This window comes from Sphingomonas endophytica (assembly GCF_001476895.1).
GTDB lineage: Bacteria > Pseudomonadota > Alphaproteobacteria > Sphingomonadales > Sphingomonadaceae > Sphingomonas > Sphingomonas endophytica_A.
In genome coordinates this window covers 146994-167931 of sequence record NZ_LDTB01000008.1, presented here as the reverse complement: position 1 = coordinate 167931, position 20938 = coordinate 146994, and the positions used below count along the sequence as shown (strand labels likewise).

Sequence of the window (20938 nt, the reverse complement as noted above, 5' to 3'; positions counted from 1 at the left end):
CGGCCCGGTTGATCGAGGTGAAAGCCTCGCCGCCGCTGAAGGCGCACCTTCGCGTGTGTTGGCAGCGTACCGCAATCCCTCCCGACCAGGAGCAACGGTCATGGCCTACGGCAATGACACCGACTATTTCCGCCACCGCGTCGCGCAGGAGCAGGAACATGCCCGCGTCGCCCCCAACGGCGCGATCCGGCGCCTGCATCTCGACTTCGCCGAGCGCTACGAGCGCCGCGTGGCGGAGACGGAGCGGCGGTTGGATATCACCGCTCCGTCATTGCGAGCGTAGCGAAACAATCCAGGGCGTTCTGGTCCGGCACCGGATTGCTTCGCAAAGCCCGCAATGACGGAAGGGGGCGGATCACCCCTCGACGCGGTAATGGATCGGCTTGAAACTCCCGCCGTTCGACGCGGGGGCCGAACACGCCGTCAGCCCGATCACCAGATCCATCGCCGCGCGCAGCACGATCCGGTCGCCCGCCCGGCTGACCGGCGGCAATACCTCCAGCCGCCCCGTCGCGCCATCGACCGGCACGTTCATGAAGCAATTGAACGCGACCGGGATCATGTCCTCCGTCACGCCCCACGGCGCCAGCGCCTCGGCCAGATTGCCGAAACAGCCGCGATGCCGTGGCAGATCGGGATAGAAATGGTCGAAGGTCGCATAGGAACACGGCGTCAGCAGGAAGTCGTGCCGCCCGACCGTGTCCTCGACGATCTCCAGCATCACGTTGGAACGGTTGGAATAGAGTTTGTGCCCGGTCGTCAGGCGGATCGTCTCCGCATAATCCAGCGTCCGCCCCGAGGACAGCACCTCGCCCACGTCGGCGGCATTGTAGGCGAGCAGGTCCGCGACCTGCACGCCCTTGGGATCGATGACGGTCAGCGTCTGTCCGGCGTTCAGCGTGAACCCCGCGCCGCTGCGCGGGGCGATTTCGTGCGTCGTGCCGGTCATGCGTGCTGGTCGCCCTCGGTCTTGCCGGCATAGTGGAACGGGCAGCGCCACGCCTCATCCACCACGCGCCCGCTATATTGCCGCGCCTCACTGGCCTCGCCATGGCGCGCCAGCATCGGATTGCGCGATCCCGCGATCGCCTCGTCGCGCACCATGATCGCTTCGCGCATCGTTTCGTACCGGCCGTCGGCGCGCAACGTCTCGAACTGGTCGTGCAGGTTGAACACCATCGTCGGGCGCGCAAAACGGCGTGCGGGACGCGAGGCGTAGGGGTGTAGCCCGACGACGAAGAACGCCTCGCCTCCGAAGCTCAGCGAGAAATGCGAATCGGCCGGATCGTGGCTGACGCGCGTGTCATAGGATTGGCCCCGCCAGACATCCTTGTCGGACAGCGACTGGATCCGCTGCCACAATGCAGCTTCGAACGCGGGTTCGTCGAGATCGTCCGGCCCGTCGAACACCACCGCGAAGCTGCGGAACAGCGCAGGGTCGGCGCGATACGCCTCCGCGAAGCGCACCAGTCCGTCATGGATGCGCAGATCGTCCCACGCGCTGTCGATCGACGTGCACGCCAGGACGTTCATCGTGCCGCGCGCCAGCGCCGCCTTCGCGCCGACGCACGGAAAGGCGCGGTCGGCGATATGCGCATGGAGGAGGGATTCCAGTTCCGCCTGCGCATGATGCGTCCAGCGGAACATTGGTGTGTCGGGTGCCGGCATAGGTGATCGCATACGGGCGACTCAGTCGACATGTTCCGACAAATCATGTTGATGCCGATCAACGGCCGGTGTCGCTCACCCGCCCAGAATCGCGTCGATCGCGGTCGCCAGTTCGATGTCGCGCCCGGACAGTCCGCCGGCGTCGTGCGTGGTCAGCAGGATTTCGACGCGGTTCCAGACGTTGCTCCACTCCGGATGATGATCGGCGCGCTCGGCCAGCAACGCGACCTGCGTCATGAACCCGAACGCCTCGGCGAAATCGGTGAACACGATCGACCGCGTGATCGCATCGCGCCCCTCGTCATAATCCCAGTCGGGCAGCGCATCGAGCGCGTCGGCGCGTTCGGCCTCGCTCAGCGGTTCGATCGTCTGCGTCATGTCCCTGTCCCTTCCGCTGCGGTCCGCGCACGGGTATGGCGGACGGCATGGACCGGCAAGAGCCAATGGGCGAAGCACCTTCCGCGGTGGCGATCGAGGCGCATGCGCGCGGCGTGATCGCGCGATTGCCGGCGGCGTTCCGCGCGCATCTGGGCGACGTCATACTGCTGGTCGAGGAAGAGGCGGATGCGGAGACGCTGGCGGCGGTCGGGCTGGACCATCCGCTGGACCTGACCGGCCTCTATCATGGCCGCCCGGTCGGTGAGAAAAGCGCCTTCGACAGCGGTGCGATGCCCGACCGCATCCATTTGTACCGGCAGGCGATCCTGGCGGAATGGTGCGAGACCGGCGTGCGGCTCGACGATCTGGTCGCGCATGTCACGGTGCATGAGATCGGACACCATTTCGGCCTGTCCGACGACGACATGCAGGCGCTGGAAGACGCGGTGGCGGATTGAGCAGCGTCCTGACCGCGCGGGGGCTGACCATCGCGCGCGGCGGGCGCGTGCTGGTCGAGCACCTCGATCTCGACGTTCCGCGCGGGGGTGCGCTGCTGGTCACGGGACCGAACGGTGCGGGCAAGTCGAGCCTGTTGCGCGTGCTGGCGGGGCTGCTGCCGCCCTTTGCCGGCGCGGTGACACGCGACGGTACGGTTGCGTGGCTGGGCGAGGCGGCGGCGCTGGATGGCGAGCGGCGGCTGGGCGAGGCCCTGCGCTTCTGGGCGGCGCTCGATGGCCGTGCGTACGCGGACGTGCGGGTGTCGGCGGCACTGGCGGCGGTCGACCTCGATGACCTCGGCGACGTGCCGGTGCGCCTGCTGTCGACCGGGCAGCGCCGCCGTGCCGCGCTGGCGCGAGTGGTGGCGAGCGGGGCGGGGCTGTGGCTGCTCGACGAACCCGCCAGCGGTTTGGATGCCTCCTCGGTCGCGCGGCTGGAGGGATTGATCGAGGGGCATCGCGGCGGCGGCGGCGGGGTGGTAGTGACCACGCATCAGCAGCTGGCGGTGCCGGATGCCGCGGTGGTGTCGCTATGATCGTGTTGTTCTGGCGCGATGTGCGGCGTGGTTACGCGGGCGGCGGTGCGACGTTGGTCGTGGCGTTTTTCCTGCTGGTGGCGGTGCTGTTCCCATTCGCGATCGGGCCGGACGCGACGTTGCTGGCGCGCGTCGGCGGCGGGGTGATCTGGGCCGCCGCCCTGCTCGCGGCGCTGCTCCCGGTCGAGCGGCTGGTGCAGCCCGACATGGCCACCGGGGTACTCGACCAACTCGCCGTGCGCGGCATCTCGCCCGCCATGGTCGCAGCGGTGAAGATCGCCGCGCATTGGTGCGCGTTTGCACCGCCGCTGATGGTGGCGGCGGTGGTCGCGGCGGGGCTGCTCGACCTGTCGGCGCAGCGGTTGCTGATGGTCGAGGTCGGGTTGCTGCTCGGCACGCCCGGCCTTGCCGCGCTGGCGGTGGCTACGGGGGCGCTGGTCGCAGGGCTCCGCGGGGCGGGCGCGGTCGCCGGACTCGTGATGCTGCCGCTCGCCGTGCCGCTGCTGATCTTCGGCGCGGGGGCGATCGAGGGTGGGGCGAGCGGGTTGAAGCTGCTGGCGGCGGTCAGCCTGGTGCTGGTGGTCGGCGCGCCGATCATCGCCGGGGCGGCGATCCGGGTAGGGGCGGAATAGGGTTCACGCGGAGGTGCGGAGACGCGGAGAAGAAGAGAGTATCTTCCGATCGCGGCGTCGCGTGGGAGGTTGCGTCGCTCTGTCTGGCGCGTGTCGCAGTCCGTCATTGCGAGCGTAGCGAAGCAATCCAGCGCCGGACCAGGACGCCCTGGATTGCTTCGCTACGCTCGCAATGACGAGGGTTCGTCGGTTGACGGCAGGTCATCCAGATGCCGCAAGCGGACGACGGCAGACTGGAAGACCCACCTTCTTCCTCCGCGCCTCCGCGTGAAACCTAGCGCGACCAGCGCGACCAGCGCGCCCAGATCGCGGTCGGCAGCGCCAGTCCGCGCGCTTCCTCGCGCACCGCCAGCTCCCCTGCTTCGACCGTCCCCGGCAGATCCGCGAACACCTGTCGCAGCATCTCGCCGATCGCGAGCGCCGACATCCGCACCGCATAGACGGTCAGGAACAGGTAACGTGATTCGGCATCCAGCAACCGCCGGCAGTCCGCGATTAGCGCGGGGAGATGCTCCTCCAGCCGCCACACCTCGCCATCCGGGCCACGCCCGTATTTGGGCGGGTCCAGCAGGATGCCGTCATAGCGCCGCCCACGCCGCACCTCGCGCGCGACGAACTTCGCCGCGTCGTCGATCATCCAGCGCACCGGCGCATCGCTCAGACCCGACAGCGCCGCATTACCGCGCGCCGCCTCGACCGACTTCTTCGACGCGTCGACGTGCACCATCTTCGCGCCGATCGCCGACAACGCCAGCGTGCCGACCCCGGTATAGCCGAACAGGTTCAGGCATTCCGGTTGCGCGCAGCCCGCCAGCCGCCCGCGCATCCACGACCACACCGGCGCCATGTCGGGGAAGAAGCCGAGGTGGCGGAACGGCGTCGTCTGCGCGGTGAACTTCACTCGCGCTTCGCCCTCACTCCACGCCAGCGGCCAGCCGTCGCGCGGGACCGGCTCGGCGAACTTCCACTGCCCGCCGCCATCCTCGTCGCTGCCGGGGACGAACTCGCCCTGCGCGCGCCAGTCGGGCTTGGCGGGGGCCCAAAGCGCCTGCGGTTCGGGGCGGATGAAGCGGAAGCGGCCATAACGTTCGAGCTTGCGGCCGTGGCCCGAATCGACCAGCCCGTAATCCGCCCACGGCTCCCCGATCAGCGTCGACAGCTGCATGTCAGCCGCGCGGCACCGCATGTTGCGCCACGTAATCGCTCACCGCCTCATAGGTGGCGTCGAGCGTGACGAAGCGTTCCTCGCGGTCGAACAGGTCGCCGACGCGCGGGGGCAAGGACGGGCGGACGCCGGTCGCGCGCTCCACCGCGTCGCCGAACTTCGCCGGGTGCGCGGTCGCCAGCGTCACCATCGGCACGCCTTCCTCGGCATGGCGATGTGCGGCAGCGAGTGCGATCGCGGTATGCGGGTCGATGACCTGCCCGCTGCGCTCATGCGCGTGGCGCATCGCCAGCGCCATCTCGTCGGTGTCGACGCGCTCACCGACGAACAGTCCGGCCGCTCCTTGCGTCTGCGCATTGGTCAGCCGGATCGCGCGCGCATCCTCGAAGCTGCGCATCTGCCCGGCCAGCGCCGCGCCGTCACGCCCGCCGAGATCGAACATCAACCGCTCGAAATTGCTCGATACCTGGATGTCCATCGATGGCGTCGGCGTCGGCACCACCGCGCGGCTGGAATAGTCGCCGTTCGCCAGCGCGCGCGCCAGGATGTCGTTGACGTTGGTCGCCACCACCAGCTTCGCGACCGGCAGCCCCATCTTTGCCGCGACATAACCCGCGAAGACATCGCCGAAATTGCCGGTCGGCACGCTGAACGCCACCGGTTTCGCGGGCGCGCCCAGCCGGACCGCAGCGTAGAAGTAATAGACGACCTGCGCCATCAGACGCGCCCAGTTGATCGAATTGACCGCCGACAGCCGGAAGCGTCCGGCAAAGGAGGCGTCGTTGAACATCGCCTTCACCAGCGCCTGCGCGGTATCGAAATCGCCACGGATCGCGATGTTATGGACGTTCGGCGCACCGACCGTGGTCATCTGGCGGCGCTGGACGTCGCTCACCCGACCTTCGGGGTGAAGCATGAAGATATCGACGCCCTCGCGACCTGCCACCGCGTCGATCGCCGCCGATCCGGTGTCGCCGCTGGTCGCGCCGACGATCGTCAGATGCTGGTCCGATCCCTTCAGGAACCGCTCGAACAACTGCCCCAGCAATTGCAGTGCGACGTCCTTGAATGCCAGCGTCGGACCGTGGAACAGCTCCAGCAGCCATTGGTCGTGGTCGAGCTGCACCAGCGGCGTCACCGCATCATGGCTGAATGCGCCATAGGCGGCGTCGCACAGCCCGCGCAGTTCCTCGCGTGTCAGCGTCCCCTCGACGAACGGCGCCATCACCGCCACCGCGGTGTCGACGTACGACAACCCGCGCAGCGCACCGATCTCGTCCGGCGACAGCGTCGGCCAGAGCTCGGGCACGTACAGCCCGCCGTCCGAGGCGAGGCCGGCGAGCGTGACGCCCGCGAAGTCGAGCGCGGGCGCGTTCCCGCGGGTACTGACATATCGCATGGGCTCGCTGACTAGGCGCGCTCCCAACGCAGCGCAATGCCCGCACGGTTGCACATCACCCAAGACAGGGTTTAGCAGGTGCGGCATGGCATTGATCGATGTTTTCCTCCGCCGGGCGGTCCAGCGCGGACGCCTGACCCTCACCAAGCCGGATGGATCGGTCGCCACCTTCGGTCAGCACGATCCGGCGCTGAAACCGGTGTCGTTCCGCATCACCGATACCAAGGTCTATCGCGAGATCGCCGCCGACCCGGCGCTGGGCGTGGCCGAGGCGTTCATGGACGGCCGGCTGATCCTCGAGGAGGGCGACATCCTCGACCTGCTGATGCTGGCGACCAGCAACAGCCGCTGGGAAAACGGCAGCAACAAGCTGGCCGCCAGCCCGCTCCGGCGGCTGGGCGGGCAGATCCGCCACCGCTTCCTGACCGCGAACAAGGCGCTGCAATCTAAGCGGAACGTCGCGCACCATTATGATCTGTCGGACCGGCTGTACGATCTCTTCCTCGACGCCGACAAGCAATATAGCTGCGCCTACTACACCGATCCCGCGAACCCGCTGGAACAGGCGCAGGCCGACAAGAAGGCGCATATCGTCGCCAAGCTGGCGATCCAGCCGGGGATGCGCGTGCTGGACATCGGCTGCGGCTGGGGCGGGATGGCGCTGTATATCCATGCGAAGACCGGCGCCGAGGTGCTGGGCATCACCCTGTCCGAGGAACAGTTGAAGGTCGCGCGCCGCCGCGCGCAGGAGGCCGGGGTCGCCGACAAGGTGCGGTTCGAGCTGATCGACTATCGCGCGCTGGAAGGGCCGTTCGACCGGATCGTGTCGGTCGGCATGTTCGAACATGTCGGCGTGCGCAACTTCCGCACCTATCTGAACAAGTGCCGCGACCTCCTGACGCCTGAGGGCGTGATGCTGCTGCACACGATCGGACGCGGCGACGGGCCGAACTTCACCGACAAGTTCACCGACAAGTATATCTTTCCCGGCGGCTATATCCCCGCGCTGTCGGAGATCCTGGCCGCCAACGAGTTCATCCGCTGGTTCGTCACCGACATCGAGGTGCTGCGGATGCACTATGCGATGACGCTGCGCGACTGGTACGATCGCACCGTGGCGGCGCATGACGAGATCGTCGCGCTCTATGACGAGCGATTCTTCCGGATGTGGACCTATTATCTGGCCGGCGCGATCGTGTCGTTCACCAACGGTCCGCTGGTCAATTACCAGATCCAGTTCAGCCGCGATCGCCTGACCCTGCCGCTAACCCGCGACTATATGGTCGAGGAGGAGCGGCGACTGCGAGGATAGGCGATGCGGCGCGTTCTGTCCGGGATGGTGTTCGTCGTCGTTGCGGTGGCGGTGGGCAAGGCGTGCCAATATGCCGCCGTCGGATGGCTGGGCGGGCGACTCGGCTTCGCCGGCGCCTCGCTGGTCGGGCTGGCGCCGTTCTTCGCCGTGCTCTTGACGATACGGGCGCGTTACCGGCGCGCCGGGTAGCCGGGAGCGCCGTCTCGGAGTCGGATGCGGGGCAAACTGTGCCGCCGCCCCGGCCGTCTCAGCGCTTCGGCGCCGCCTTTCCCTGTACCGCGCCGCTGGCCGCCGCGCGCGCCCGCGCAGCCTCCGCACCGTCGACCTTCCCGTCCTTGTTGACGTCATAAGCGCTGAAGATGCGCCCCATCAGCGCATCCGATTCCGCCTTGCTGACCTTTCCGTCCTTGTTGGTGTCGGCGCGCGCGATGAACAGCGCCGCGATCCGCTTGGCATGCGTGGGGTCGAGCGTCTTGCCCGGCCCCGCCTTCATCTTGCCCATTCGCGCCTCGACCTCGGCGGGCGACAGAAAGCCGTCACTGTTCACGTCCGATGCCTTGAACTCGGCGTCCAGCTTCGCCGTGGCGCTGGCGCGGGTTTCCTGCCCGAGCGCGGTGACGGTGAGTGCCGGCAACGACAGGAAGGCGATCAGCGCGGCGGCGAGGGTCAGGTGCTTCTTCATGCCCCTTCCCTGCCGCCGGCCGCTTTTACCCGCGCTGAACGACATCTCCCACCCGACGCGAGACGCCGGATCAGCGCGCCGCCAGTTCACGCACCAAAGCCGGCGCCGGATACACCTTCTCCAACGCCTGTTGCACCGCCGCCGTCGACACCACGACCGTGCGGTTGAGCGAGGGATCGTACCCGAAATTCCCGCCGAGCGAGTGGATGTTGCCGTCGAACGCCGCGCCGATCACCGACCCGTCCTTCGCGATCACCGGTGATCCCGAGTTACCGCCGATAATGTCGTTGGTGGTGACGAAATCGAACGGCACGCTCAGGTCCAGCTGCGATTTCGCCGCGGCATAGCCCTTGGCGATCACGAACGGCTCCTGCCCCGTCGCACGCTCGTACAGGCCCGCGACCGTCGTCTCAAAGGGCACCGGCCGACCGCGCTCGTTCCAGCCCATGACCTTGCCGTAGCTGATGCGCAGCGTGAAAGTCGCGTCCGGATAGTTCGCCGCACCGAATGCCGCGAAGCGCGCCTGCGCCAGCTTCGCCTGCGCGGCGGTGACCGGCGCGTCGACCTTCTGCGCATATTGCTGCCGGACGGCGCGTGCGGCGGCATCATTCTTCAGGACGAAGCGGATCAGTGGGTCATCCGACGCGCGGATCGCCGCCATTCCGCCCGCGAACAGCCGCTCGCGCACCTTCGGATCGGCCAGCTTCGTGCCGTCGACCAGCCGTTTCGCCAGCGCCTCGGGAGAATCGCGCCCCAGCAGCGCCTTCACCTGCGGCGCGTCGGCGGTCAGATACTCGCGCGTCTTTGACAGCCAGAACGACAGCGCCATCTTCTCCAGCCACGGATAGGTCGGCGTGGCGTCGGTCAACTGCTTCTCCAGCAACGGAAGCTGCGAGTCGGTATAGCCCGGAAGCCGCGCGGCATTGGGTTTCTCGCGCTCGGCGGCGGCGCGGACCAGCGCGCGCGCATAGCCGTACAGACCGGAGAACATGCCCGCGCGCTGTTCGAGGAAGTAGTAATCGAGCGCGATGTTACGGTAGTCGACGTCGGCCTTGGCGATATCGGCCCAGGGATCGCCGAACTTCCTGCCGGCCTTGGCCTTCAGCAGCGCTTCGTTATCCGCCAGCCGCTTGGCAAAGGCATTGTCGTCCAGCGCGCGCGCCTGACCCCAATAGACCTTGTAGCTGTTCTCGATCCCGAACAGCGTGTCCGCCGCCTCGCGCTTCCGCTCGGCATCGTCCATCCCCGCCGCGATCAGGCGGCCACGGAATTCCGACAGCAACGTCGTCTGCAGCGGGAGCAGCACCTCGCGCTGAAATTCCTGCTGGTCGAGCGTCAGCAGCCGCTGCGTCCGCCCCGGATTGCCGACCACGAACGTCGCCTCGCCCGCGACCGGCCCGCGCGGATTCCACGTCAGGTGTCGCGGCGTCGCGACCGGCTTGCCGTTTTCGTAGGCGCGCAGGAACGAGGCATCGAGATTGTAGCGCGGGAAGTTGAAATTGTCGGGATCGCCGCCGAAGAAGGCCGCGGCGAATTCGGGCGCCCAGACCAGCCGCACGTCGGAATATTTTCGGTACGTGTACAGCTTGTACTGACCGCCGCCGAACAATGTGACGACCTGACAGCGTGTCGTCGCCTTGTCGGTACAGCCCGCCGCCTCGATCCCCGCGATCGCCGCGTCACGCGCCTTGGTCAGCGCCTCGCCACCCAGCCCTTTGATCGCAGCGGTGACGCGCGGGGTGACGTCGCTGATCGCGGTCACCACCTCCGCCTGCTGGCCGGGACATTTCATCTCGCGCGCGCGGTCGGCGGCGACGAAGCCGTCGGCGAGATAATCCTTGTCCTTCGACGACAGGTCGGCGGCGCATTGCGCGATGCAATGATGATTGGTGAGGATCAGCCCCTCGGTCGAGACGAACGAGGCCGAACAACCGCCGGTCAGCCGCACCGCCGCCGCACGAACCGTGTCCAACCATGCCTGATCGGGTGCCCAGCCGTACGACGCCTTCATCCGCGCGGCGGGAAAGGCGTCGAACGTCCACATGCCTTCGTCGGCCAGCGCCGGACCGGCGGTCAGGACGGTGGCCAACGAAAGCGCGGTCAGCTTCTTCATGTCATCCCCTATGTAATGTTGTTACGTCGGACTTTGCGCTAATGTCGCGTGGTCGGCAAGATGCCGGCCATTGAGGTGCGGCCGGGGCGCTAGCTGTTGCCCTTGCGCGCATGAGCGCGTAGCGGCGCGCGCAAGAAGGAGCCTCAGTCCATGACCGATCAGATCAAGCGTGTCGTTCTCGCCTATTCCGGGGGGCTGGATACCAGCGTGATCCTGAAATGGCTCCAGACCGAATATGGCTGCGAAGTCGTCACCTTCACCGCCGATCTGGGGCAGGGCGAGGAACTGGAGCCCGCCCGCGCCAAAGCCGAGCTGATGGGGATCAAGCGCGAGCACATCTTCATCGACGACCTGCGCGAGGAATTCGTGAAGGATTACGTCTTCCCGATGATGCGCGCCAATGCGCTGTACGAGGGGCTGTATCTGCTCGGCACATCGATCGCGCGCCCGCTGATCGCCAAGCGCCAGATCGAGATTGCCAAGATGGTCGGTGCCGATGCGGTCAGCCACGGCGCGACCGGCAAGGGCAACGATCAGGTCCGCTTCGAGCTGGGCTATTATGCGCTCAACCCGGATATCAAGGTGATCGCGCCGTGGCGCGAATGGGACCTGACCAGCCGCACGAAACTGATCGAATTCGCCGAGGCGCACCAGATCCCGGTGAGCAAGGACAAGCGCGGCGAGGCACCGTTCTCGACCGACGCGAACCTGCTACACACCTCGTCGGAGGGCAAGGTGCTGGAGGATCCGTGGGATGAGGTCCCCGATTACGTCTTCTCGCGCACCGTCAACCCGGAGGACGCGCCGGACAGCCCCGAGACGATCACGATCGATTTCGAGCGCGGCGACGGCGTCGCGATCAACGGCGAGGCGCTCTCGCCCGCCGCGTTGCTGGCGAAGCTGAACGAACTGGGCCGCAAGCACGGCATCGGCCGCCTCGATCTGGTCGAGAACCGCTTCGTCGGGATGAAGAGCCGCGGCATGTACGAGACGCCCGGCGGCACGATCTACGCGCTCGCCCATCGCGCGATCGAGCAGCTGACGCTGGATCGCGGCGCCGCGCACCTGAAGGACGAACTCGCCCCGCGCTATGCCGAGCTGGTCTATAACGGTTTCTGGTTCTCGCCCGAGCGCGAGATGCTCCAGGCCGCCGTCGACCATTCGCAGGAGAAGGTCGCGGGCACGGTCCGGCTGAAGCTCTACAAGGGCGCGTGCCACGTCACGGGCCGCAAGTCGCCGAACTCGCTGTATTCGGAAAAGGTCGTGACCTTCGAGGACGACCAAGGCGCCTACGACCAGCGCGACGCGGCGGGCTTCATCAAGCTCAACGCGCTGCGCCTGCGCTTGCTGGGACGTCGCGATCGGTAACGTCTTCAAACGACGCGCTTATATATTCTTCAACATGACAAGGCCGGCCCTCCTGCCACGGAGGGTCGGCTTTTTCTTGACTTTTGCATCGTTGTTCTTCAAATGTTCTTGTCAGTTTGAAGGGTGACTCGCGATGATTCACGTCCTCGACATCGACAGAAGACATGACTTTTCCGTATGGCTCCGCACGGGACGACGTCCGACGCGCACCGCCGATGGAATCGAACTGAAGTTCAATCCCTATCACGACCCACGGAACGGGCAGTTCACCTTCGCACCGGGCGGTCCGAGGTCGCTGGACCGGGTCGTGAGCTCTCACCGTCGTTCCACCGCGGCGTTACGGCGCCCTTCGGAGAGCGGGTCGCGGAAGGCACCCGTTGCGCCTGTTGAAGGGGCACCGGAGGGTGGAGGCATGATCGATGCCGTCTATCGCCCGAACGGCGATGCGGGATCGTTCCTGAACGCCCAGTTCACGCGGCCGCCGCGCGCGGTTCGAGGAAGCAACAGTCGCGCGTTCGAGGATCCCATGACGCTCGAACAAACCTTTCCGGGTTTGCGCGATGCGCCGGGCGGCGCGATCATCTCGTTGCTAGACAACGTCTTCGACATCACCGGCCCGGCGACCGAGCTGATGGCAGCCATGACGCAGGAACGAAGCGCCTTGCTCGTATCGCAGATCATGGCGCTCGACCCGAACTGGAAGTTCCAGTCGCTCAGCTTCCCCACGACATGGGAGGGGCAGAAGAACCAGCTGAATGACCTGCGACTCCAACGTGCGGCGACCTATGTCAGGGTCAAGGGCGAGTTGGGGCCGATGCAGGTCGAAACGATGCGTATGATTCAGGATATGGCCGATCGCGCCTATGCCAGAGCAGTCAGACTGGATGAGATCGGAAAGCTGAGAGGACGCTTGTCGAGAGAGGAGGCCATCGGCACCTATGTCGACAATGCCGTTCGTACAGATTTGAGGATGGTATATAGACGATATGCGGTAAAAGGCATTGGCTCCGATATACGGGTCAATCGCCGGGAGTACGACACGTCGAACGCGGAGAGGACCTATAGAAGGCCGGATGCGAGGGTCGGCAACATAGCCTATGACGTCACTTTATCTAGAAAAACAATGAAAAATCCCCAGATCCGCGGCTTCTTCAATGCGGACTTCCGCCCCGACCACGTCATCATCATACGACCGCGTCAGCTTGGACCAGGAAGCAGTTACATCATCACTCGCTCGGAGATGGTAAAATGACTGGCGACATCGCAAGTCCATATTATAATTCCGAACCGTACATTCCCGAGACATTAAGTGAACTCATGGATTTTGTTGTACCGATGATGGGCAACGCCCCGCATTTCAAGGACGAGAGCGGATACCTCCCCGATCGAAGCATCGACACGGAATTCTATGGCTTGGTCGAAGGCTTCGGAAAGGTCCGCGATAAGATCGGCGAGGATCAATATGCGGCTGCGATCGATATCGCCGCGCGCATGAAGGCGTTGTTTCTCGAAGCGGCGGACGAGGACGATCCCAAGACGATGCAGGGTATCCTGCTGATCCACGACCTCATCGATATCATCGATGCGGCGCGAGCGCGGCGGGTGGCATCGAAACTGACGGATGAGGAGGGCCGCGTCACCGGCGATTGACCCGCGCCTTCTCGGACCGCTGCGCTCACCGGCGACGCTATTTCTTCCCGGCCGCCACCGTCACCATATCGTCGGGCGCGTCGTGCAGCTTCAGGTACAGCAACTCGCCCACCGGCTTCGGCACGGTCAGCGACGTGCCCACGAACCCCACCGGCACCGCCTGCGCGTTCGCCCCATCCGCGCTGCCGGAGACGGATGCGATCAGGTACAGCCCTTCGCCCTCCAGCGTGCAGCCCTTGTCGTCGCACGCCACCTTCGTCAGCGACGGCAGCCGCACGACGCGCGCCAGCGGTTGCCACTCGCCCACCACGTCGCCCTGCACCAGCCGCATCTTGAGCGGCCCGACCGCCGCCGCCCCCAGCACCTGGCGCGGCACGATACTGCCAACCGCGATGTCGTCGCCCAGAGACTGCAGCTTGCCCGACGCCACCGTCAGCTTGGCCGAGGCGCTGTCGTCGGCGGTCGCGATCTCGATCGCGTCGTCATTGGTCAGCCGCGTGCCGACCGCGCGCACCGAAAAGGTCAGCGTCGCATCGGGGGCCAGCAGCCCGGCGGGCAGCGTCAGCGGGACGCGACCCGGCGCGGCCGGCGCGGCGACGTTGCTGCCGACCAGTTCGAGGCGCGGGCGCGGCGGGGTGATCGTCGCCCGGACGCTGGTGGTGCGCCCGTCCTTCAACGTCACCTTCGCCTCGCTCTGCCCCTGGGCCAGCGTCTCGGTATTGGCGTCGGTGATCAGCGTCAGCCGGTCGCCGCCGCCCGGATCGCGGGTCAGCGCGCCGGCCGCGAAGCGCACGCCGCCAACCTCCAGCATCGCGACCTGATCGAGCCGCGCGCCGACCAGCCGCCCCGCACGATCGCCGGTATAAAGCGTGAAACCCTCCAGCCGGCTCGCCTCGGTCTGACCCTTCAGCGTCAATTGCGCCGGCGCGGCGTCGCCATATTGCGCGACCAGCAGCGTCAGCGCGCCCGGGCGGGTACGCGCGAGCGGCAGCGTCGCGGTGATCTCGTCGGCGGCGCTCGGCTTCCACGTCACGGGGCGGGTGCCGCCGTCGCGATCACGCAGGCTGATCTGCGCCACGCACGAGGCGGCGCCGCCCTGAAGCGTCAGCGGCGCGTCGCGACCGACCACCACCGCATCGTCGGGCTGCGGCTTCCACACCGATGGCGCGCCGTTCTGTACCGCGAAGCGCGGGCCGGTGAAGGTGTCGAAGCCCCAGCGCCCGACCAGCACCGCCTCACCGACCGGGCTCTGTCCGACCTGCTGCGCGCCGGCCACGACCAGCCCGCCGCGTTCGGCATCCGCCGTCACCGGCAGTTCCAGCGTCCGCCCGTCCTGCAACCCCAGCCGCAGCCGCAGGTCGCGCGCATAATCGGTCGCGAAGATCAGCGGCGCGTCCTCCAGCCGCAGCACCAACCCGGGCTGCGCCAGACACTGCCCGTCCTTGCCCGCCGCGCGCAGCGGCGGCGGCGCCGCGCTGCCGATCGGCGGCAGCGGCGCGACCAGCACGGTCTGCGGATTCTGGAACGACGGCGGATTGTTGAGCTGCAACCGCAGCCGGTCTCCGGATCCCACCGCCAGCGCGGGAGCATATTGGTAACTGGCGCTGCGAAACACGCCGAACAGCCGTGCGAAATCGCGCGCCAGCGAGATGTACGGGCTATACAGCCCTGCCCCGCCCTCCTTGGTGGCCGCCAGGCTGTAGGCGAACTGCGTCGTCGTCCCGCCCAGCACCTCGGCCAGCGTCGTGCCCCCGCCGGTCTGGAGCACCATCCCCTCGCGATTCTGCGTCAGGCACGATGCCTGGAGAGCGCGCGCCCGTGACAGGCAATCGGCGTTCAGCTTGATCCCGAGCGTGCCGGCCAGCGCGGTCGATACCGGGACCAGCCGGTCGGGCGCGCCCTCCTCGACATGCGCGACACCGTTCACGAACGTCTCCAGCCGGGCGCGATCCAGCGAGGCCTGGAACAGATCCTGCGCCGCGCGCACGAACACACCGGGCCGTCCGCGCACCGCCTTGACCAGCGCGTTGTAGCCGCCGCCCGTCTCGGGCGCCATGAACGCGATCGCCTGCTCCGCGCCATCGGGCACCGTGATCGACAGCGATGCCTTCTTGGGGTTCTTGTCCCAGGTTTCGGCCTTGAAGAACCAGTCCTTGGGCGGCGGGTTGGTCGCGCCGCGCAGGAACGCGACGACCAGCACGAAATGTGCAGACTGGTCGGCGGGCAGATCGGCCTTCACCTCCAGCCGGTCGCCCGCGCGGATCGACGGCACCTCGCCGACCGGCAGCGTGGTCGTACCGCGCGTCACCCGCATCGTCAGCACGGGCCCGGCCAGATCGAAGGTGGTGCTCTGCGCGGCGGCCGCATCGGGCAGCGCGAGCGAACAGGCGGCCGCGACGGCCAGCAGACGGTACAGAAAGGCGCGCATGCACGGCGCTATAGAACAGCCGACCATCGTCGCGCCACCGTCAGCGTTAACCCGCCTTCAACCACTTCCCTTCATGACGGCGCCATCGGTTGGAGCGGAACAGGCGCGATGAGCAAGTCAGGCAATACGGTCGACGTGGCGATCGTCGGCGCGGGGCCGGCCGGATTGACGGCCGGATATCTGCTGACCAAGGCCGGCTACTCGGTCGCGATCCTCGAACGTGACGCGCGCTATGTCGGCGGGATCAGCCGCACCGTGGAGCATGAGGGCTTCCGCTTCGACATCGGCGGCCATCGCTTCTTCTCGCGCTCCAAGGAGGTGGTCGACCTCTGGAACGAGATCCTGCCGAACGATTTCATCGAACGCCCGCGGATGAGCCGTATCTATTACGAGGGCAAATTCTACAGCTATCCGCTGCGCGCGTTCGAGGCGCTCGGCAACCTGGGACTGATCCGTTCGACGCTGTGCATGGCCAGCTTCGCCAAGGCCAGGCTGTGGCCGAAGCGGCAGGTGCGCAGCTTCGAGGACTGGACCGTCAACGCCTTCGGGCGGAAGCTCTACTCGATCTTCTTCAAGACCTACACCGAGAAGGTGTGGGGGATGCCGTGCGACCGGATGAGCGCGGACTGGGCGGCGCAGCGGATCAAGGGACTCTCGCTCTGGGGCGCGGTGGTCGACGGGCTGAAGCGCTCGCTGGGGCTGCACCGCCGTCCGAACGATGGCGTGGGACAGGCCAAGACGCTGCTGGAGAATTTCCGCTACCCGCGCCTCGGGCCGGGGATGATGTGGGAAGCGGCGCGCGACCGCGTGGTCGAACGCGGCGGACAGGTGCTGATGGGCCATTCGCTTCACCAGCTCCGGCTGAGCGAGGCGACCGGACGCTGGACGGTGACCGCGACGGGGGCGGTGGGGCTGGTGTCGCTCAACGCGGCGCATGTCATCTCCTCGGCGCCGATGCGCGAACTGGCGAGCCGCATCCATCCGCTGCCCGCCGCATTGCCCGAGGCGTCCAACCTGAAATATCGCGACTTCCTGACCGTCGCGCTGATGATCCGCTCGCCGGACCTGTTCCCGGACAATTGGATCTACATCCACGATCCGAAGGTAAAGGTCGGCCGCATCCAGAATTTCCGCTCCTGGTCGCCGGAAATGGTTCCGGATCCCGCGATCGCCTGCGTCGGGCTGGAGTATTTTTGTTTCGAGGGCGATGGACTCTGGACGTCCAGCGACGCGCAACTGGTCGCGCTGGCCACCGCCGAGATGGCGACACTGGGCCTCTGCGACCCGGCACAGGTGACCGGTGGCGTCGTGGTGCGGCAGGAGAAGGCCTATCCCGTCTATGACGAGGATTATGCCCAGAACGTCGACATGCTGCGCCGCGAGCTGGAGGGGCGCTATCCGACCCTGCATTGCGTCGGGCGCAACGGCATGCACCGTTACAACAACCAGGATCACGCGATGATGACCGCGATGCTGACGGTGCGCAACATCCAGGCTGGCGCGCGCGTGTACGACGTTTGGGCGGTCAACGAGGATGCCGAGTATCACGAGAGTGGCAACGAAGGCGAAGCGGCGGCGCTGGCCAGCCTGCGGGCCGTGCCCAAGCCGCTGAAGGCGGCGTGACCGCGCCGGGCCGGGCCGGCCCGCGCCTGCCGCTCGTCGTCCTCGCAATCTGGGCGTTCGCCGCCTTGCTGCATGTCGCGTTGGCCTGGGACGACATTCTGGTCCGACGGTTCAGCGACGCCGACGACCAGATGCGGTTGCTGGAGGTGCGCGACTGGCTGGCGGGACAAAGCTGGTTCGACGTCGCGCAGCACCGGCTGAATGGTGGCGACTTCCCGATGCACTGGTCGCGGCTGGTCGATCTGCTGCCCGCGGGGGTCATCGTACTGCTCCGTCCGCTGCTCGGCGCGGTCCTGGCGGAGCACGTGATGCTGGTCGTGGTGCCGTTGTTGACCTTGCTCGCCGCGATGTTGCTGATCGCACTGATCACGCGGCGATTGTCGACCGAACGCGCGGCCATCGCCGCCGCGCTGCTGGTCGTGATGCCCGGCCCCTTGATGTGGCAGATGCGGCCGCTGCGTATCGATCACCATGGCTGGCAGGTGGTGCTGACGCTGGTCGCGGCTCATGCCATGGTCGGACGACCGACCGCGCGTAACGGCGCGATTGCCGGTGCCGCGCTGGCAGCGCTGCTGACCATCTCTCTGGAAGGGATGCCGATCGTCGCGGCGATGCTGGGTGTGGCGTCGCTCGGGTGGGCGCTGCAGCCGGCGCGCGGCGCGTCCCTGCGCACGCTCGGCCTGACCCTGGCGGGAACGGCGGCGCTGCTCCACCTTGCGACGCGCGGACCGGGTTTCTGGGCGCCGGCCTGCGACGCGGTCGCGCCGGCCTGGCTGGCGGTGCTGGCGGTGGCGGGGGTCGGGCTGACGCTCGCCCGGCTCGCGACGCGCTTCGGGACAGTCGCGCGGCTCGGTGCCGTAGCATTCGCGGGCCTCGCATCGGGCGGCACGCTACTCGCGCTGGCACCGCAATGCCTGGCGGGGCCGTTCGCGACCTTGCCACCGATCGTCTATCACCAATGGTACGTGGTGGTGCTGGAAGGCCGCCCGCTGTGGGAACAGGAGGGGGCGGTGGTGTTGCTGTCGCTCGGGTTGCCCGCGGTCGGACTGATCGGCGGCGCGCTCGCCTGGCGTGATGCGGCCGGCACGGCGCGGGAACGCTGGACGATCATGTTGGCGCTGTTCGGCGCGGCGACAATGGTCGCGATCCTGGTGCTGCGCGCCAGCGCGACCGCCAATGCGCTCGCGATGCCGGGCGCGGGCGTACTGCTGGCGCGATTGTTCGTGCGGGCGCGGGCGATCCCGCACGTGCTGCCGCGGTTCAGCGCGACGCTGGGCTTGGGCCTGCTCGCCGCGCCGGGTGCCGCCACGGCGCTCGCCTTCGCAACGGTAACGCCTTCCACGACGAAAGCGACGACCGCGCATCGTCCCGTCTGCGACGGTTCGTACGACATGCGTGCGCTCGCGGCGCTACCCGTCGGCACGATCTTCGCACCGATCGACCTGTCGCCGGGATTGCTGGTCGACACGCGCCACCGCGCGATCGCCGGCGGCTATCATCGCTCTCCCTGGGCCATGGCGCGCGTCATGATCGGATTCGGCGCGTCGCCGGCACCCGCGCGCGCCGTCATCCTGGCCAGCCGCGCCGATTATCTCGCCGCCTGTCCCGGGACCAACGAAATGGAGCGAAATCGACGGCGGGCACCGAACGGGCTGTGGGCGCGGCTGGAGCGCGGCGAGCGATTCGATTGGCTCCAGCCGCTGCCGATACGGGGCCCCGCGCTGGCATGGCGCATCATCCGCCCCTTGCCCGAGGGACGCTCCGCCCCCTAAGGGCGGGAGCCATGCAGCACGACCGGCTTCATTGGTGGCAGACGCGGTGGTTCGTGATCGCGGCCGTGCTGGCGGCGTCGATTCCCCTGTTATGGCCCGACATTCCGCCCATCGTCGATTTGCCCGGGCATATGGGACGGTATCGCGTCCAGCTCGATCGCGACGCGCATCCATGGCTGGCGGACTGGTATTCGTTCAAATGGTCGCTGATCGGCAACCTGGGTGTCGATTTGCTGATCGAACCGCTGGCGCCCCTGATCGGACTGGAAGCGGCGGTCAAGCTGATCGTCATCGCCATTCCGATGCTGACGGTCGCCGGCCTGTTGTGGATCGCGCGCGAGGTGCATGGCCGGATCCCGGCCACCGCGTTGTTCGCGCTGCCGCTCGCCTATGGCTATCCGGTCCAGTTCGGGTTCGTGAACTTCGCGCTTTCGATGGGGCTGGCGCTCTGCCTGTTCGGGTTATGGCTCCGGATGGCGCGGCTCGGCCATATCAGGGCACGGGCGTGGGTGTTCGTGCCGCTCTCCTGCCTGCTCTGGATATGCCATACCTTCGGCTGGGGCGTGCTGGGCGTGCTGGCCTTTTCCAGCGAGTTGATCCGGCAGCATGATCGCCGCAAGGATGCCGGCAGCGGGCATTGGTTCGCCAGCCTGATCCGCGCCGGGCTGGGCTGCGTCCCGCTCGCGCTGCCGATGCTGCTGATGGTGGCGTGGCGATCGGGCGCGGACGTCACGGGCCAGACCGCGGACTTCTTCTACTGGCGGACCAAGATCGCGTGGATCGTCATGGCGCTGCGCGATCGGTGGCTGTGGTTCGATATCGGCAGCATGGCCGTCATCTACCTGGTGCTGTTCAAGGCGCTGCGCGATCCGCGCATCGGCTATTCGCGCCATCTGGGATTGTCGGCGCTGTTCATGCTGGCGGTCTATATCGTGCTGCCGCGCATCGTGTTCGGATCGGCCTACGCCGACATGCGGATGGCACCGTACATGGTCGCGGTCGCGGTCATCGCGATCCGGCCGCAGCCGGGTACGACCTTTCGCCACGCCGCCGTTCTGGCGACGCTGGGGCTGGCGTTCTATACGGCGCGGCTGGCGGGCACGACGATCAGCTTCTGGCAATTCGACCGTGATTACGACGAGGAGCTGGCGGCGCTGGATCATGTCCCGGTCGGCGCGCGGCTGATCAGTTTCGTCGGGCACAATTGTCACAATGCCTGGCGGATGTCGCGGCTGGAGCATTTGCCTGCGATCGCGCTGGAGCGGCGGCTGGCCTATACCGACGACCAATGGTCGATGGCGGGCGCGCAGTTGCTGACCGCGCGCTATTCGGCGGCGGGGGCCTACGCGCATGACCCGACGCAGATCGTCACCTCGGTCAAATGCCCGGCCGAGTGGTGGCGCCCCGCGAACTATGCGCTGGCGCGCTTCCCGCGCGCGGCATTCGATTACGTGTGGCTGATCCGCCCGCCCGCCTACAATCCGCGCTTCACCGCCGGCCTGGTGCCGATCTGGCGCTCGCCGACCAGCCAGTCGGTGCTGTTCCGCATCGACCACGACGCCGTGGTACCCGAGGCGAGCGACGAGGAACTGGGCGTGCCGCGCTGGCTGATCGAGCGGATCAAACGCCGGCGCGAACGGCTGGAGGCGCTGCGCGAACGACGCGAGCGCGAGGAAGAGCGGCTGGAGCGGTTGCGCGTGGAGCAGGCGCGGTAG

20 protein-coding genes are annotated in these 20938 nt (G+C 67.3%); 12 read left to right on the top strand and 8 right to left on the bottom strand.

Annotated elements, in window-relative coordinates; genetic code table 11:
• The first annotated feature begins 100 nt into the window (after positions 1-100).
• Entirely contained in the window at positions 101-283 is a 183-nt protein-coding gene (locus NS334_RS03660; protein ID WP_058754604.1) for a hypothetical protein, read from the top strand.
• Between the two features lie 72 nt (positions 284-355).
• Here NS334_RS03660 and NS334_RS03655 read toward each other — a convergent pair whose 3' ends face one another.
• The 3 genes from NS334_RS03655 to NS334_RS03645 all read right to left on the bottom strand — a co-directional run bounded on the left by NS334_RS03655 (position 356) and on the right by NS334_RS03645 (position 2046).
• Complete coding sequence (locus tag NS334_RS03655; protein WP_058754603.1) at positions 356-949, bottom strand: DUF1989 domain-containing protein; 594 nt, start codon at positions 947-949, stop codon at positions 356-358.
• Positions 946-1647, bottom strand: coding sequence for a guanitoxin biosynthesis heme-dependent pre-guanitoxin N-hydroxylase GntA (gene gntA / locus NS334_RS03650; protein WP_241491795.1), 702 nt, complete (start codon positions 1645-1647; stop codon positions 946-948). The genes NS334_RS03655 and gntA overlap by 4 nt, the downstream gene beginning before the upstream one ends.
• 96 nt (positions 1648-1743) lie before the next feature.
• A complete protein-coding gene (locus NS334_RS03645; protein ID WP_058754601.1) occupies positions 1744-2046 on the bottom strand; it encodes a 4a-hydroxytetrahydrobiopterin dehydratase in 303 nt (100 codons plus the stop codon).
• 35 nt (positions 2047-2081) lie between these two features.
• Between NS334_RS03645 and NS334_RS03640 the strand changes: the two genes are divergently transcribed.
• From NS334_RS03640 to NS334_RS03630, 3 genes are read left to right on the top strand one after another with little or no spacing between them, the layout of a single operon-like run.
• Entirely contained in the window at positions 2082-2504 is a 423-nt protein-coding gene (locus NS334_RS03640) for a metallopeptidase family protein (RefSeq protein ID WP_058754600.1), read from the top strand.
• Entirely contained in the window at positions 2501-3079 is a 579-nt protein-coding gene (gene ccmA, locus NS334_RS03635; RefSeq protein ID WP_058754599.1) for a heme ABC exporter ATP-binding protein CcmA, read from the top strand. The genes NS334_RS03640 and ccmA overlap by 4 nt, the downstream gene beginning before the upstream one ends.
• Positions 3076-3711, top strand: coding sequence for a heme exporter protein CcmB (locus NS334_RS03630; protein WP_058754598.1), 636 nt, complete (start codon positions 3076-3078; stop codon positions 3709-3711). The genes ccmA and NS334_RS03630 overlap by 4 nt, the downstream gene beginning before the upstream one ends.
• Before the next feature lie 274 nt (positions 3712-3985).
• Here NS334_RS03630 and NS334_RS03625 read toward each other — a convergent pair whose 3' ends face one another.
• Both NS334_RS03625 and thrC read right to left on the bottom strand, forming a co-directional pair.
• On the bottom strand, positions 3986-4876 hold the full coding sequence (locus NS334_RS03625; protein WP_058754597.1) for a class I SAM-dependent methyltransferase: 891 nt from the start codon (positions 4874-4876) through the stop codon (positions 3986-3988).
• 1 nt (position 4877) lies between these two features.
• The gene (thrC, locus tag NS334_RS03620) at positions 4878-6275 is read right to left on the bottom strand and encodes a threonine synthase (protein ID WP_058754596.1); all 1398 of its coding nucleotides are present in this window, start codon (positions 6273-6275) and stop codon (positions 4878-4880) included.
• Positions 6276-6360: 85 nt separating this feature from the next.
• On the opposite strand from thrC, the gene NS334_RS03615 reads away from it, so the two are divergent.
• Positions 6361-7587, top strand: coding sequence for an SAM-dependent methyltransferase (locus NS334_RS03615; RefSeq protein WP_058754595.1), 1227 nt, complete (start codon positions 6361-6363; stop codon positions 7585-7587).
• A 3-nt stretch (positions 7588-7590) separates the two neighbouring features.
• Positions 7591-7776, top strand: a complete 186-nt coding sequence (locus NS334_RS03610) for a hypothetical protein (protein WP_058754594.1) — start codon at positions 7591-7593, stop codon at positions 7774-7776.
• Positions 7777-7834: 58 nt separating this feature from the next.
• Here the strand turns inward: NS334_RS03610 and NS334_RS03605 are convergent, their stop codons facing one another.
• Together NS334_RS03605 and NS334_RS03600 are read right to left on the bottom strand one after the other, a co-directional pair.
• Positions 7835-8269 (bottom strand): EF-hand domain-containing protein, encoded by a 435-nt coding sequence (locus NS334_RS03605; protein WP_058754593.1) that lies wholly within the window; start codon positions 8267-8269, stop codon positions 7835-7837.
• Positions 8270-8339: 70 nt separating this feature from the next.
• Entirely contained in the window at positions 8340-10382 is a 2043-nt protein-coding gene (locus NS334_RS03600; protein WP_058754592.1) for a S46 family peptidase, read from the bottom strand.
• A gap of 150 nt (positions 10383-10532) precedes the next feature.
• On the opposite strand from NS334_RS03600, the gene NS334_RS03595 reads away from it, so the two are divergent.
• From NS334_RS03595 to NS334_RS03585, 3 genes are all read left to right on the top strand, one after another.
• Positions 10533-11750, top strand: coding sequence for an argininosuccinate synthase (locus NS334_RS03595; RefSeq protein ID WP_058754591.1), 1218 nt, complete (start codon positions 10533-10535; stop codon positions 11748-11750).
• A 412-nt stretch (positions 11751-12162) separates the two neighbouring features.
• On the top strand, positions 12163-13002 hold the full coding sequence (locus NS334_RS03590; protein WP_241491793.1) for a hypothetical protein: 840 nt from the start codon (positions 12163-12165) through the stop codon (positions 13000-13002).
• Positions 12999-13400 (top strand): hypothetical protein, encoded by a 402-nt coding sequence (locus NS334_RS03585; RefSeq protein WP_058754590.1) that lies wholly within the window; start codon positions 12999-13001, stop codon positions 13398-13400. The genes NS334_RS03590 and NS334_RS03585 overlap by 4 nt, the downstream gene beginning before the upstream one ends.
• Before the next feature lie 37 nt (positions 13401-13437).
• On the opposite strand, the gene NS334_RS03580 is transcribed toward NS334_RS03585, so the two are convergent.
• Complete coding sequence (locus NS334_RS03580; protein WP_058754589.1) at positions 13438-15828, bottom strand: hypothetical protein; 2391 nt, start codon at positions 15826-15828, stop codon at positions 13438-13440.
• Positions 15829-15936: 108 nt separating this feature from the next.
• On the opposite strand from NS334_RS03580, the gene NS334_RS03575 reads away from it, so the two are divergent.
• The 3 genes from NS334_RS03575 to NS334_RS03565 are packed head-to-tail and all read left to right on the top strand — an operon-like array spanning position 15937 to position 20938.
• On the top strand, positions 15937-17451 hold the full coding sequence (locus NS334_RS03575; RefSeq protein WP_058754588.1) for an NAD(P)/FAD-dependent oxidoreductase: 1515 nt from the start codon (positions 15937-15939) through the stop codon (positions 17449-17451).
• Complete coding sequence (locus tag NS334_RS03570) at positions 17448-19223, top strand: hypothetical protein (RefSeq protein ID WP_058754587.1); 1776 nt, start codon at positions 17448-17450, stop codon at positions 19221-19223. The genes NS334_RS03575 and NS334_RS03570 overlap by 4 nt, the downstream gene beginning before the upstream one ends.
• 11 nt (positions 19224-19234) lie before the next feature.
• Positions 19235-20938 carry a hypothetical protein gene (locus NS334_RS03565; protein WP_241491792.1) on the top strand — a complete coding sequence of 568 codons (1704 nt, stop codon included), beginning with the start codon at positions 19235-19237 and terminating at the stop codon, positions 20936-20938.